This window comes from Paraburkholderia ginsengisoli NBRC 100965, from assembly GCF_000739735.1.
GTDB lineage: Bacteria > Pseudomonadota > Gammaproteobacteria > Burkholderiales > Burkholderiaceae > Paraburkholderia > Paraburkholderia ginsengisoli.
Genome location: NZ_BBJF01000006.1, coordinates 500,315 through 513,937, shown reverse-complemented (window position 1 = coordinate 513,937; position 13,623 = coordinate 500,315). Strand labels below are relative to the sequence as shown.

The 13,623-nt window shown below is 62.4% G+C and carries 14 protein-coding genes; 9 read left to right on the top strand and 5 right to left on the bottom strand.

From position 1 onward, the window contains the following. Positions 1-10 precede the first annotated feature (10 nt). On the bottom strand, positions 11-673 hold the full coding sequence (gene parA / locus BGI01S_RS15295; RefSeq protein WP_042326592.1) for a ParA family partition ATPase: 663 nt from the start codon (positions 671-673) through the stop codon (positions 11-13). 1,098 nt (positions 674-1,771) lie between these two features. On the opposite strand from parA, the gene arsC reads away from it, so the two are divergent. Then, positions 1,772-2,131: an arsenate reductase (glutaredoxin) gene (arsC, locus tag BGI01S_RS15290; protein WP_042326591.1), complete on the top strand. Its 360-nt coding sequence runs from the start codon at positions 1,772-1,774 to the stop codon at positions 2,129-2,131. A gap of 96 nt (positions 2,132-2,227) precedes the next feature. On the opposite strand, the gene BGI01S_RS15285 is transcribed toward arsC, so the two are convergent. After that, a complete protein-coding gene (locus tag BGI01S_RS15285) occupies positions 2,228-3,211 on the bottom strand; it encodes a sulfonate ABC transporter substrate-binding protein (RefSeq protein ID WP_042326590.1) in 984 nt (327 codons plus the stop codon). Between the two features lie 226 nt (positions 3,212-3,437). Here BGI01S_RS15285 and BGI01S_RS15280 point away from each other — a divergent pair, with 226 nt between their 5' ends. From BGI01S_RS15280 to BGI01S_RS31075, 4 genes are all read left to right on the top strand, one after another. Next, entirely contained in the window at positions 3,438-4,814 is a 1,377-nt protein-coding gene (locus tag BGI01S_RS15280; RefSeq protein WP_042326589.1) for a GntT/GntP/DsdX family permease, read from the top strand. Positions 4,815-4,949: 135 nt separating this feature from the next. Continuing rightward, positions 4,950-5,240 carry a DUF1272 domain-containing protein gene (locus BGI01S_RS15275; RefSeq protein ID WP_042326588.1) on the top strand — a complete coding sequence of 97 codons (291 nt, stop codon included), beginning with the start codon at positions 4,950-4,952 and terminating at the stop codon, positions 5,238-5,240. A 48-nt stretch (positions 5,241-5,288) separates the two neighbouring features. Continuing rightward, positions 5,289-5,495, top strand: a complete 207-nt coding sequence (locus BGI01S_RS30215; protein WP_157004180.1) for a hypothetical protein — start codon at positions 5,289-5,291, stop codon at positions 5,493-5,495. Positions 5,496-5,631: 136 nt separating this feature from the next. Further along, positions 5,632-5,763 (top strand): hypothetical protein, encoded by a 132-nt coding sequence (locus tag BGI01S_RS31075; protein WP_255219742.1) that lies wholly within the window; start codon positions 5,632-5,634, stop codon positions 5,761-5,763. 250 nt (positions 5,764-6,013) lie between these two features. Here BGI01S_RS31075 and BGI01S_RS15265 read toward each other — a convergent pair whose 3' ends face one another. Next, positions 6,014-6,220 carry a hypothetical protein gene (locus tag BGI01S_RS15265; RefSeq protein WP_042326860.1) on the bottom strand — a complete coding sequence of 69 codons (207 nt, stop codon included), beginning with the start codon at positions 6,218-6,220 and terminating at the stop codon, positions 6,014-6,016. 491 nt (positions 6,221-6,711) lie between these two features. On the opposite strand from BGI01S_RS15265, the gene BGI01S_RS15260 reads away from it, so the two are divergent. Then, on the top strand, positions 6,712-7,266 hold the full coding sequence (locus tag BGI01S_RS15260; protein ID WP_042326586.1) for an NADPH-dependent FMN reductase: 555 nt from the start codon (positions 6,712-6,714) through the stop codon (positions 7,264-7,266). Positions 7,267-7,394: 128 nt separating this feature from the next. On the opposite strand, the gene BGI01S_RS15255 is transcribed toward BGI01S_RS15260, so the two are convergent. Together BGI01S_RS15255 and BGI01S_RS15250 are read right to left on the bottom strand one after the other, a co-directional pair. Continuing rightward, entirely contained in the window at positions 7,395-8,429 is a 1,035-nt protein-coding gene (locus tag BGI01S_RS15255; RefSeq protein ID WP_042326585.1) for a hypothetical protein, read from the bottom strand. 216 nt (positions 8,430-8,645) lie between these two features. Further along, positions 8,646-10,937: a hybrid sensor histidine kinase/response regulator gene (locus tag BGI01S_RS15250; protein WP_042326584.1), complete on the bottom strand. Its 2,292-nt coding sequence runs from the start codon at positions 10,935-10,937 to the stop codon at positions 8,646-8,648. Positions 10,938-11,620: 683 nt separating this feature from the next. Between BGI01S_RS15250 and BGI01S_RS15245 the strand changes: the two genes are divergently transcribed. The 3 genes from BGI01S_RS15245 to BGI01S_RS15235 are packed head-to-tail and all read left to right on the top strand — an operon-like array spanning position 11,621 to position 13,540. After that, positions 11,621-11,989 carry a response regulator gene (locus tag BGI01S_RS15245; protein ID WP_042326583.1) on the top strand — a complete coding sequence of 123 codons (369 nt, stop codon included), beginning with the start codon at positions 11,621-11,623 and terminating at the stop codon, positions 11,987-11,989. Next, positions 11,982-12,605, top strand: a complete 624-nt coding sequence (locus tag BGI01S_RS15240; RefSeq protein WP_042326582.1) for a chemotaxis protein CheC — start codon at positions 11,982-11,984, stop codon at positions 12,603-12,605. Before BGI01S_RS15245 ends, BGI01S_RS15240 begins: the two co-directional genes overlap by 8 nt. Further along, complete coding sequence (locus tag BGI01S_RS15235) at positions 12,602-13,540, top strand: sensor domain-containing diguanylate cyclase (protein WP_042326581.1); 939 nt, start codon at positions 12,602-12,604, stop codon at positions 13,538-13,540. Before BGI01S_RS15240 ends, BGI01S_RS15235 begins: the two co-directional genes overlap by 4 nt. The last annotated feature ends 83 nt before the right edge of the window (positions 13,541-13,623 follow it).

Below are 13,623 nucleotides of genomic sequence, written 5' to 3'. Positions count from 1 at the left end.
CGCATAAATTTCACGGGAGCAAGGCGGCGATCTCGTTCGCGCACGCCCGTACTTCGAGGGCGGCGAGCTTGGCGCCGCGGTCGTTCATCTGAAGTACCGTCTGCCCTAGCGCCATGGCCTGCTTGTAGGCTTCACGCGTCGGGATCTGGGTCTTGAGCAGAGGGAAGCCGAGTTCTTCCAGCGCGCGCTTCAGTTCGCGCGTCAACATCCGCTTCTCTTCGGTTTTATTGAGTAGAAAGACGGCACGCAGGTCTTCGTTCATCACTTGGGCTTGCTGGACTAATTTGACCAATCCGATGCTCGACCAATAGTCGGCTGGCGATGACGATGTCGGGATCACGGCGACGCTCGCTGCAAGCAGGACGACGCCAGAAACTTTTTCGGTGATGGATGGCGGGCAGTCGACCACGATGATGTCGTAGTCCGCCACGAACTTCTTGATCTCGCGATGGATCTGGCTGCCAGCTTCTGAGAGGTTGATGACCGGGAAGGGGATGCCGGTGTCGCCATCTGATGAGGCACTGGCCCAGTGGATCAGGGTGTTTTGACCGTCTGCGTCTACGACGAGAACGCGTTTGCCTTTCTCGTGAAACGCGGCACCGAGATGCATCGCGATTGTGCTTTTCCCGACCCCGCCTTTTTGCTGTGTTACCGCGATGATTTCAGCTGCCAAATTTCACCTCCTCTTTTTAGACGCAAATGGATTTTACCTGGATGAATTCGCATTTCAATCATTTTGTGAAAGCAAAAATAAGAAATAGCCGTTCGGCGTAGGTTTATGCGCATAAAGCGCCTGCGTCGAGGGTAGCCACGGTTTTGACAAGCCGCTGGGTTAATTGGAATCGGATAGAGACAGTTGAAATGCAGCGATTGATGGCTCGAGTAGAGATGCGCTCTTCAGTTCCGGGGACGGGATCTGGCATTTGGCGTTCGTGGCGTCCTTTCGAATGAATACGGTGCCAGCTGTCTCCAAGATCTCGTCAGCGGACTCGACGTTCGCTTCGGTGCTCGTAGTGAGCGACTGTTTGCTTATGGAAAGTGGCGGGAGACTTTATGCGCATAAAGTCGTCGCGCAGACAAGGTCGATCGGCTGGAACCGACGGTCGAGTACCGTTGGCTTGCTCCGGTCACCGAACGTCTTGGGGGATGTGCGGGAGTCGCAATGGCGTGACCTCCGATGAGGCGGCGGTCATTTCAATCTGGAGGGGGCTTCACGCTTGCAAGCGACTGTCGAAAATGAAGTTGGGTGCTCAAGATCGCTCGGCCTTAATTTTTCGTGGGTTCGTGCGCAGCTTGTGCCGCTTGATCCGTTAGGCAGCGCTAGTTCATTTCTCCCCTGCAGATGCGATGGCTGCAAGCGCGATGGCGCCTGTCGACCGAGGTTGGCTTCCACCGTCTCCGGCAGCCATCACTTTGTGCTTAAGAAAGTCGATACAAGAGGCTCCGCAGTCAATCATGTGACTATAGCCAACACTGTTTATGCGCATAAACTTCATTGCCTACTGCCCTACTGCCCTACTGCCCTACTGCCCTACTGCAGCGAACGCCTCGCACGCCGCAGTGAGTATCCCTATTCCCAAAGTACAAGTCAGAAAAACGGACCAGCTCAAACAAAAGATTTAGCACTGCTCTTCGCGCGCGGATCGCGAACAATCTACCGCTCTCAAACCCGCAGCCAACCCGCGCACGCAAACCCCTGCTCCACCTCCCTCCCAACCCGCTAAAATTCCCCACCGCCATCCCCGCAACAACCACGCGTTCCGCCGCCCTCATGATCACGATCTACCACAATCCCCGCTGTTCCAAATCGCGCGCCACATGCGAGCTAGTCAGCAGCACGTACAACCGCACCGACGAACCAACGGAAATAATCGAGTATCTGAAACGCCCGCTCACCGTTTCGCAACTCAAACAACTCAATGCTCAACTCGGCTGTCCGATCCGCGAGATGATCCGCGACACTGAAGCCGAGTACAAAGAACTCCAACTCGCCGACATCACCTTGACGGACGCTCAGCTATACGAGGCCTTGGCCGCGCACCCTATCCTTCTGCAGCGGCCGATCGTCGTGCGAAACGGGCGTGCCGTGATCGGCCGCCCTCCGGAGAACGTTGCTGCGCTGTTCACATGAGCGTCGGAACCCAGCCAGTCTCACGACCCAGCAACAAGCCCTCGCTTCAAAACGAAAGCTCCAGCACAGCAGCCACGCCAGGCCCAACCTCCCGAGCTAAGCTTTGCCCGGCAACGCCGCATCCTTCGTCACGATCTTCGTCGGAATGATGCGGAGTTCGCTGAACGTATCCGCGATACGCTGCTGCTCCGCAAGCACGTTTGCGTCGATGGGCTTGTAGACATGCGCGTAGTGCCGCAAGCCCGCTTCGATCACGCCCGCGTCGAGTCCCTGAATCGGCGCGAGCTGCGCGGCGGCTTCCGCGTAGTGCCCTCGCACCCACTCCCCTTCTTTGCCGACCTCGTCCATCATGATGGCGAGCACCTCGCTGTTTTGCTGCGCGAACGGCCGCGCACTCAGGAAGAACTGATGGTGGCTTACGATGCCGTCGGCATCCGCGAGTAAGCGCGCGTTCGATTGCCGCTTCGCTGCTTCGAGGAACGGATCCCAGATGGCCCATGCGTCGATGGCGCCGCGTTCGAAGGCTGCGCGTGCGTCGGCAGGCGGCAGGTAGACGGGCTGAATCTCGCTGTACTTCACGCCGTTCTTCTGCAACGCGGCGACGAGAAACCAGTGCACGTCCGAGCCTTTGTTAAGCGCAAATTTTTTGCCTTTTAAATCGGCCAATGTTTTGATCGGCGCATCCCGATGAACGAGGATGCCTTCGGCGTGCGGTGTCGGAATTTCATAAGCGGTATAGACGAAGTTCGCCCCCGCGGCCTGGGCGAACACGGGCGGCGCCTCGCCGACATACCCGAAATCGATTGCGCCGACATTCAGCCCTTCGAGCAGTTGCGGCCCGGCCGGAAATTCTGTCCACTTGACGGTGATGCCGTGCGGCGCGAGCCGCTTTTCGAGCGCGCCGTGCGCCTTCAATAACACCAGCGTGTTGGCGGCTTTCTGATAGCCGATGCGAAATTCCTTCGCTTGTGCATCGGCGGCGAAAGCGGACGTGGAGACAACGGGCAACGTGGCTGCGGCCAACGAAGCGCCCACGCCGGCAAGAAACGCGCGGCGCGTGAGGTGCGGATGACGGGACATGGCAATGCTCATTAAAAAGACGGCCGCAAAACGTGCCGATTGGCTCCGACGATAATTCGTCTGCAAGCCTGGACGAACCGATTAATTCGCATAAGCAAATCACGCGCGCGAGCGGAGCCCTTGTGCGACCGCGGCCCGCTCGCGTCGCTGCATCGAGTCCTCAGCGCCCGCTACAATTTGTCACCCGCGGAAAAGCGCGGCTGCATCAATTGACTAAAGGGACATCGTGCATCTGACGACAACACTCACTCCGTGGGCATCCCACGACACGCGACTCATTCTGTCGTGTGCGCTTGGACTCGCGCTCATCATCGTTTTTATCAGCGTGCTGAAGCTCGCGCCGTTTCTGTCGATTCTCGTCGGCACGTTCGCGGCGGGCTTTGCCGCCGGCTTGCCGCTCGAAGCGGTCGCGAGCGCATTCAGCAAAGGCGCGGGGGCGTTGCTCGGCGACGTCGGCATCATCATCGCGCTGGGTGCGATGCTCGGTGCGCTGATGGCGGAGTCGGGCGCCGCTGACCGGCTCGTGTCGACCATTCTCAAACACTCGACGCCACGCACGCTGCCGTGGATGATGGCCGTCGTCGCACTGATCATCGGCCTGCCGCTTTTCTTCGAAGTCGGCCTCGTGATGATGGTGCCGATCATCTTCGTGATGGCGCGCCGTTCGCAGCAGCCGATCCTGCGCATCGCGATTCCCGCATTGGCCGGCATGACCACGCTGCACGCGCTGTTGCCGCCGCATCCGGGTCCGCTGATCGCGGTGAGCGCACTGCATGCCGATCTCGGTTTGACGCTGGGCCTCGGCTTGATCGTCGCGATTCCTGCGGTGATTCTCGCGGGCCCGCTCTACGGCATCTTTCTGTCCAAGCGGATGCATGTGGCCGAGCCCGAGGAAATGGGCAAGCTCTTCAGCGCGCAGCAAAACGCGGCCGAGCCGCCGGGCTTCGCGATCTCGCTCATCACGATTCTGTTGCCCGTCGTGCTGATGCTGGGTCGCACAATTGCAAAGCTGCTGCTTCAGCCCGAGACGTTCCTCTTCAACACGCTGAATTTCCTGGGTGAGCCGCTGATCGCGCTCGGCCTCACCGTGTTGTTCGCTGTGGTGGCGCTCGGTTGGTCGCGTGGCATGGCGCGCGAGCGCGTCGGCGGCATTCTGCGCAAAAGTTTGCCGCCGATCGCCGCGCTGCTGCTGACCATCGGCGCCGGCGGCGGGCTGAAGCAGGCGCTCGTGGTGGCGGGCATCAGCACGACGATCGGCAAGATCGCGGTCGGCGCGCACATGCCGCTGATTCTGCTGGCCTGGCTGATTGCCGTCGCGCTGCGCCAGGCCACCGGGTCGGCGACTGTCGCGACCACCACGACTGCGGGTATCGTCGCGCCGGTCGTCGCCGGCTTGAGCGCGACGCACAATTCGCTGATGGCGCTGGCGATCGGCGCGGGTTCGGTGTTCTTCTGCCACGTGAACGATGCCGGCTTCTGGATGGTGCGCGAATATTTCGGGCTGCAGTTGAAACAGACGGTACTGGTCTGGTCGGTGTTGCAGACGATCGTCTCGGTCGTCGGCCTTGCGCTGACGCTCGTGTTGTGGACCGCGTTGACGTGATATCCGGAGCGCGGCGCGCGAACATTCGCCGGATTTAACGCCGGGCTTTCTTTTCTGATCGCTTCGCTCGCTTACACTTGCCGGCAAGCGAGGCGCGCCCTGCGCCTCGCGTCCTTTGAAAGCGGAGCCGATGCCATGCTGGAACTGAGACCGACTTGCGAAGCATGCGGCAAGTCACTGCCGCCGAACGCGCCTGACGCGATGATCTGCACGTACGAATGCACCTTCTGCGAAGTCTGCGCGCTCAGTCGGCTGCGCAATGTCTGTCCGAATTGCGGAGGCAATTTCCAGCATCGGCCCATTCGCGCGCGCGCGCAGCTCGCGAAACATCCGGCGCGGACCGACGCGCACGCCGGCGCACTCGATGAAGCGTCGCACGCGCGGTTTTTTGAACGCTATCGGGACACGCCGCCTGGCGAGCGTTGATCCGCGGGCGGCGGGTGCATTTGCGCGGCGCGGCGTCGATGGCGATCGATGAAACGTCATGTGCGCGCTCTTCTCTTCTTTCGTTTCGCGACGAGCACCGGCGAAGAACGAACACCGCCAGCCAAGGGCAACCCTAGGCCATCGCTACAGAAAAACATTATTGCGCAAATTGAAATCGACGCCATTTTCGACGGTGTTCCGTCGATGCGCCTAAGCCACGAACGGACTTGGCGCCCGGCGCTTACTCAGTTTTGAACAGGGGATCGAATTATTTCATTTATTGAAAAAATGTCTTCTTGTCTTCGGTATTTGTAGCCGGCTACTCACTCGTTATTCTTCAGCCCATCGATCGCACCCGATCGCGAACCAAACGCCGAAGAGGAGTAGCACCATGAAACGCATTCTGTCCGCCTTGATCGCTTCCGTCGCCCTGTTTGCCGCCGCTTCCGGCGCAGCCCATGCTGCCGCTTCGGCACCGTGCAACGGCCCGGCTTCGTACTGCAACGTGTTTTTCGGCAACTGATCGGCTGACCCGCGCGCCGGCACGTTGTCCGGAGCAGATTCGTCGAAGAGCGGTTTCGAAAACAACAAAAAGGGCGCCGAATTCGGCGCCCTTTTTGTATTCAGCGGAATTTCACGCAGTCATAAAAGCTGGGAGTCGGCGAACCCGTTGCGCGACCTTCATGGGCTTCCGGTTCGAACATCGAAAGACCTGCCGCGGCTCAACGCCCAATGTGCGCAGGCCCCCTGCCAAAATCGCACCGCGAAGGCGGCTAACTCTTCCCTCCGCCATCCATCCCGCTCCCCTTGCGCCACACCTCCTTGCCGCGCTCGGATAGCTCACCGCAGCTATGTACCTTGTCCGCTTCCGTACCGTCAACGGCCATTTCGCCGCCAGCTTGCTCCTGCGCTCGCTGCTTTTCATGCTTGCGAGCCGCGACTGCTTCGTCATGGGATTTGCCTGCGTAATTCAGACTCATGGCTGTTTCCTCCAGAAAGTCGATTTGCTCCAAGGGTGAAGCAACGCTCGATCCGCGCGCACTGGCCGGAATTCGTGCGACTGACTGACGCGAACTTCGGCAGTGGTACAACAGCGCGATCAACGGCCGCCACACGCTGGTAGCCCGAACCTGCCGCCAGTCTGTTCAGGCGCATTGCCTTAACCGCGAAAGCGGTCTGACGCGCCCGCACCAAACCTTTCCCGCACGCTTTTGCCTCAATTCGTCACTGACCGAAAGCATGCTTGATTGACAAGGCAAAAATACCAGTTATCCACAAGGTTATTCAGCGTTTCTGTGGATAACTTTGCTGGCCGCGAGGTTATCCACCGACCACGCTCCCTGCCGCGTGTTGAAGCGCATCCGGACGCCGGCATTTGCCTGCCCGGTCGCCCCTAATCCCCCGGCGATTGCCTATCATGGACAGTTCGTACCTTTCTGCGCATAAAGCGCCCACCACAAGGAAGCGAACCATGGCCCATCACATTGCAGTCGTCGTCGGCAGCCTGCGCCGGGACTCGTTCAATCGTCAGCTTGCGCACGCCGTGACTTCACTCGCGCCTTCCGACTTCACCTTCGAATTCATCGACATCGGCTCGTTGCCGCTCTACAGCCAGGACTACGACGCCGACTATCCGGAAGCCGGCAAGCAGCTGAAGCAGCGTGTCGAAGCCGCCGACGGCCTGCTGTTCGTCACCCCCGAATACAACCGCTCGATCCCCGGCGTGCTGAAGAACGCGCTCGACTGGGGCTCGCGTCCTTGGGGCACGAACTCGTGGGGCAATAAGCCCGGCGCGGTGATCGGCACGTCAGTCGGCGCAACCGGCTCGGCTCTGGCGCAACAGCATCTGCGCAATGTGCTCGCGTATCTCGATGTCGCTACGCTCGGCCAGCCCGAGGTGTTCATCAAGCACGACCCTGCGGTCATCAACGAAAAAGGCGAGATCGTGAACGACGGCACGCGCAAATTCCTGCAAACCTTCGTCGACCGCTACGTCGCGTGGGTCAAGCTGCACACCGCTGGCTGACCTGCGCTTCATCAGCCAGATCGTCAAGAAACCGCTGGCGAAGGGCCGCGGATGAGCACTGCAAGGCACTGCAAGCTGCAAGGAGGGGGCGGGCTGTCATCGCCATATGACAGCCCGCCCCTCGCCGTTTATACGTGGTGATGCCCCGTCACCCGTTCCCACCCGTGACGGACGGCGAGCTTGAAGCGCTCCCACGTGCTATCGGGCGATGTGGTTTCCCAATGACGGCGCGCTTCCGGCTCGATGTCGTCCCACGGACGGTCACGAAAGCGCGAGTCGTTGCCGATTTCCGCGCCATATCGATAAGCCGGCACGTAGTCTTCATAACGCGCATCGTCGGCCGCGTATTGCTCGTCGTAGTGCGAGCGAAAATCTTCTTCGTATTCGAGATACTCATTCGGCATCTGGCCGCCCAGGCCCGCGGTCGGTTGCCCCGCTTCCGAGACGACTTCCGACGGCTGCATCACCGCGCCCGAGCCCGGCATCGAGCCGGCAGCGATGGCGCTGCGCCCCACGTCGCCGACCAGAGGATCGCGTACCGGCTCGTTCACCGGATCGACCGTGGGCCGCTCGCTGAGCGGCGGCGGCACGAACGGCTCGGCGTCGGTGCTTGCCGGCGGCACCGGGTACAGCGGATCGGCTGTCGTGACCGGCCGCGTGGCCGCGCCCGGCGTCGTCATCCCGGACGGCACGACCCCCGGCGATGTCGCGCTCGACGTGTGCGGCGTGCCCGGCGTCACGGCGCCGATGCCCAGTTCGTCGAGGACCGAATGTTCGCGTCCGCTAGCGGTTTGCGTTTCCCAGTCCGGCAGACGTTCGCCGATGTCGGTCGCGCCCAGCCTCGTCAACATGTCGCGCGCGAGTTCCGCATGCGATTCGCTCGCCGCGTTGACGCACACCAGCACGGCGCCGCGTCGCACGGCTTCGGCGTAGCGCGCGGTTTCCGGCGCGCGCGAGCCAGTGGTGAACAGGCTCGACAGAAAGCGCTCGATATTGGCCAGCACGCCCGCGCCGGCGACTTCGTCAGTGGCCGAGCCGACGGATGGCTCCGGACTCGCCTGCAACTCGATCGTTTCGCGCGCGAAACCGGTCTGTACAAGCGTGTCGCGGGCGCTTTCCGCTTGCATGTAGGTGTCGAATAAACCAATCACGGTATGTTGCATGGCTGTCTCCCGACGTATTTGGGTGGAACGGGCGGCGCTGCAACGCCCCGCCCTCCTCCTCGTCGGAGCCGCAACGATCATGCCGGGCCGCGCGCCGAGCCCGGCGCGCGGCCCGGCGCCTGTCCGCGCGGGATCGGTCCGATAAAAAAGCGCGGCGTACCGCTGCCGTGCTTTTTACAACCGCTGGTAAAGGGCGCTCAACCCGCCCCACCATTCCTACTTCGCCGGATGCGCCTGCGGATCGGCGCCCGTTTGCGCCAGATTCCGCTGAATCGTTTCGAGCAGCTTTTCCAGCAAGCCGATATCGAATGGTTTCGACAGCACCCGCACGTCGACGCGCCGCGCCCGGTCGAGTTCTTCCGCGTACCCCGTGACGAGAATTACCGGCAGCTTGGTGTCGAAAGCCAGCACCGCCTCGGCCAGATCGATGCCGTTCATCTTGCCGGGCATGTGAATGTCCGACAGCACGAGATCGAAGGGCAGCGGCTCGCCGGTGCGGGCCCGCCGCGCGTGTGCGTCGTCGAACAGACGCTGCGCCGTGTCGGCATTGAAGACGCACGTGACCTGGTGGCCCATCATCTGCAACAGCGCTTCGGTGCCGGCGGCCACTTCCTCGTTGTCCTCGACCAGCAGGATGCGCAGCCCCTGCGGTGCGACGCTCTGCTCGGCGGCAGCTTCGGCGGGCCCGGCGGCCTCGGGTTCGTCCGCGGCGCGCGGCAGATAGAGCCGCACCGACGTGCCCGCGCCGACCGCGCTGTCGATCGCCGCGAGGCCGCCCGAGCTCTCGCAGAACGCAAACACCTGCGGCAAGCCGAGCCCGGTGCCCATGCCTTTCGGCTTGGTCGTGAACAGCGGTTCGAAGGCGCGCGCGAGCACGTCGGGCGCCATGCCGACGCCGGTGTCTTCGAGCGACAGCTGCACGAAATCGCCGGTCAGCGGAAAGCCGTCCTCGTGACGGAACACGATGTTGGTCGCCCGCACGGTGAAGCGCCCGCCGTTGGGCATGGCGTCGCGCGCGTTCACCGCGACGTTGATCAGCGCGAGTTCGAGCTCCGCCACGTCGACACGCGTCGGCCAGGTCTCGACGCCCGGATCGATCACGAGCGAAACCTTCGCGCCGAGCGACGCGCGCAGCAACTCGCGGCAGGTCGGCAGCCACTGTTCCAGCGACAGCGTCTCGGTGCGCAACGGCTGCTTGCGCGCGACGCCGAGCAGTTGCCGGGTCAGCGATTGGCCACTCTTGAGCGCGCGCTCCATCGCGGACAGTTCGCGGTCGAGCCCGGCCACGCCGCGCCGTCGCACGATCTGCACGTTGGACGAGAGGATCATCAGCAGGTTGTTGAAGTCGTGCGCGACGCTGCCGACCAGCGTGCCGAGCGCCTCCATCTTGCGCGACTGGCGATACGCGGATTCGATCGAGCGGCGCATCGACGCTTCGGCCTGCCAGCGCTGCCACGCTTCCTGTTCCGCCGCGAGGCGTCGCAGGGACAGCCAGATCACGCACCATAGCGCGATCGACGGGGTGAACATCGACAGGATCAGCACGCTCAGGTGCCGGTACCACGCGGCCCAGATCGCCGACGTGCGGTAGCCGCACAGCACGTACACCGGATACGAGCCGACATGGCGGAACGCGAGAATCAGATTGTCGCCGTCGACGTTCGAACGCATGCGTACGACGCCGGCCCGCCGCCCTTGCGCGACGGCTTCGGCGAAAGGCGAATTGGACGCCATCGCCGCGGCCTCGCGCGGGGTGCGCGGAAAGTGCGCGAGGACCGCGCCGTCCGTGCGGACGAGGCTCATGATCATCGGCGTGCTGTTGTTGCCGCCGAGCAATTCGCGGTAGAACGCATCGAAGTAACTCGGCCGCAACGCGACCGACACCACGCCGGCGAACGAGCCGTTGGCGGCGCGACGCTCAACGCCCATGTTGAACACCTGCTCGCCGGCCACGTGCCCCGTCATCACCTTCGACACATGTTCGAGCGCGTTGCCGTCGCGAATGCCGACAAAGTCGTCGCGCGTGCCGATCGACAGCGTCGGCGATGGATAAAAGCGGCTGCTGGCGAGCAGCGCCCCCTCACTCCCGAAGATCGAAACGGCGGCCACCTGCGGATAGCCGCCGCCCATTGTGCGCAGCTTCTCGTGAATCGCGGCTTCGCGCGCGCGGATGCCGTCGTCGTCCAGTCCTTCGGTCAGATCGATGATGCGCGCGTCGAGCGTCTCGTTCATGTCGAACACTTTCAGCGCGTGCTCTTCCGCGACCCGCACCGTGCGCAGCGTCATGTCGGTGGCGTCGGCCTCGCGCGTGCGTAGATCGCTGAGCGCCATCGCCGCGACATAGACGCAGGGCAGCACGACTGCCGCGACCAGCAGCGCGATCAGCGTGATGCGCCGCACGTGGAAATTCTGTTCCGGTACGGCGGGGAACGACGCCTCCTCCGCCGGCTTCGCGGAATGGCGAGACGGGCGGCTCGCACGCGGCGGGTCGAACTGGTCTGATGTCATTTTTCGAAAATGCGAAAGTCGTTCGGGCCAGGCGAGCTGGATTCGGCTTCACAAGAGAAGCATAGACACAGAGCGGCGATAGACGTTACATGGAAGAACCCCGGCCGACTGGCGCCGCTTATTCGTCTGTCTTTTCAAACAGCGACGAATCGACAAGCGCAAACGTATCCAAAAGTATAAATATAAAAGAAACTGAACTGGATCTATTCAAACATTTTTGTAAACCGTGCTGAAGGGGAATATCTAATTAGCGAAGGCGATTTTGGTGAGTTGCCTTTGCGCCGTTTTACTTCGAAAATCCACGCCACGATAAGAATCCGTCCGCCATGTCCGGACGGATTTGCCGCGAGGGCCGCCGGACACGCATACCCTGCGTGTGGCGAAGCATTCGCGGAGCCACGCGCGGCAATGGGACTGTCCGATCCATTAAGCCGGGCAGATCGATCTACGGGGTAGGCTTCGAACATGCCGGTCATAGCCGTCGTCCACGCTGCGCGCTCGCATTCATGCAGGCGGCCCGGATTCGCCCATCGCGCCGCGTCCCGCCCGCTCCCCATTCGCACGTCAGTTGCGCTTCAGCAGTCGCCGTCGCACTTTGCCGCCGGTCGACAGACCTCGCGCTAAAGAAATCCCCTCTATGCGCCGTTAATGCGTAAGAGTTCATTCCGCCTACCGACCTGCCCATGTCTTTGCCCATTGTGATCGCCGACGATTCGCTGCTTGCCCGCAAGGTGCTCACCAAGGCATTGCCGCCGGATTGGAAGGTCGACGTGTCGTACGCATCGAACGGCCGCGAAGCGCTCGGTCTGTATCGCGAAGGCAAGGCGTCGGTGATGTTCCTCGACCTGACGATGCCGGACATGACCGGCTATCAGGTGCTGGAAGCATTGCAGCACGAGGATCTGAACACTTTCGTGATCGTCGTCTCCGCCGATGTTCAACCGATGGCCCAGGCACGCGTGCGCGCACTCGGCGCGGCCGCGTTCATCGCCAAGCCCGTGACGCCCGAGGCGGTACTGCCCATCCTCAAGGAGTACGGGTTGTATGTCTGAGCCAATCCTCACCGAAGACCAGCGCGACGCGCTGCAGGAGGTCGCCAATCTGGCGATGGGCCAGGCCGCGACGCGGCTTGCGCGGCTGCTCGATTCGTTCATCGAACTATCCGTGCCGCGCGTGCGGATGGTGGCGTTGAGCGACGCGGCGCACGCGTTGCGAGAGATGACCGGGATCGAGGACACGGTGAGCGCGGTGCGCCAGGGGTTTCGCTCCGACATCAAGGGCGAGGCGCTGGTGATCTGCCGCAGCGATTGCATCGCGCAGTTGTGCTCGCTCGTCAGCGATCCGTATGCGCGCTCGAGCTACGAAGCGGTGAGTCAGAAAGAGCTGGTGTTCGACGTCGCGAACGTGCTGACGGGCGCCTGCGTGTCGTCGATTCTCGACCAGCTCGGCCGCACGCCGGTGTTTTCCGCACCGGGTATGCTCGGCGAAGCGCTGACGCTCGACGAGGTCTTTCAACCCGGCGTGCTGCAATGGCAGGTCGCGTTGCTGGTCGAAGTGAACTTCGCGCTCGAAGATCATAGCTTTCGTGCGCATCTCGTGATGCTGATGGCCGAGGAATCGATTCGCCACATGAACGGAGCGCTCGACGCGCTGTTGTCCAGCCTATGAACGCACCCGTGAATTCGCTGAGCGACCTGGTGGTCGAGCGCGTCGGCTTCGGCATCTTCGTGCTCGACCGCGAGATGAACGTGCTCATGTGGAACCGCTTCATGCAGGACCACAGCGGGTTGTCGCCGGAACAGGTGGTCGGAAAATCGCTGTTCGTGCACTTCCCCGAACTGCCGCGCGTGTGGTTGTCGCGCAAGATCGAAAGCGTGTTTCAGCTCGGCAGTTTTGCGTTCAGCTCGTGGGAGCAGCGGCCGTATCTGTTCAAATTCGATCATGACCGGCCGATCACCGGCGGTGTCGATTTCATGCAGCAGGACTGCACGTTCATGCCGCTCACGCGCGAGCGCGAAGTGGTCGCCGTGTGCGTGACGATCTCCGATGTCACGCACGTGAGCATCGTGCAGCGCGAACGCGAAGAGGCCGTCGCGAAGCTCCAGGAATACGCGGACCGCGACGGTCTGACGGGCATCGCGAACCGACGCTTTTTCGAAGCGCGTCTGCGTGATGAATTCACGCGCTGGCAGCGTTATGGCGGCGACATGTCGATGCTGCTGTTCGATCTCGACCACTTCAAGAAGATCAACGATCAGTTCGGCCACGGCGTCGGCGATACCGTGCTGCGCGTGATGGCGCAGCGCGTCGCGGAGGTGGTGCGGGCGCAAGACACTTTCGGGCGTTTCGGCGGTGAGGAGTTCGCGTTGCTGCTGCCGTGCACGCCGCTCGCCGATGCGATGAGCGTCGCGGACAAGATCCGCTGCGTGATCGCCGACACGCCCATCGAAGTGCTGGGCACGGAGGTGCCGGTGACGGCGAGCGTCGGCGGCGCGTCGGCGCGCCCGGGCGTGCCGGCGTACGACGTGCTGATCAACGAGGCCGATGCGGCGCTGTACAGCGCAAAGCGGCAGGGGCGCAACCGCGCGGTCGCGTTTGGCTGACGGCGCTCGGCGGCGTTTTTTCGCCGCAACACGACGTTTAATCACAGCACGGCCGGCCGTACGCGCCGATGACGAACGCCCCG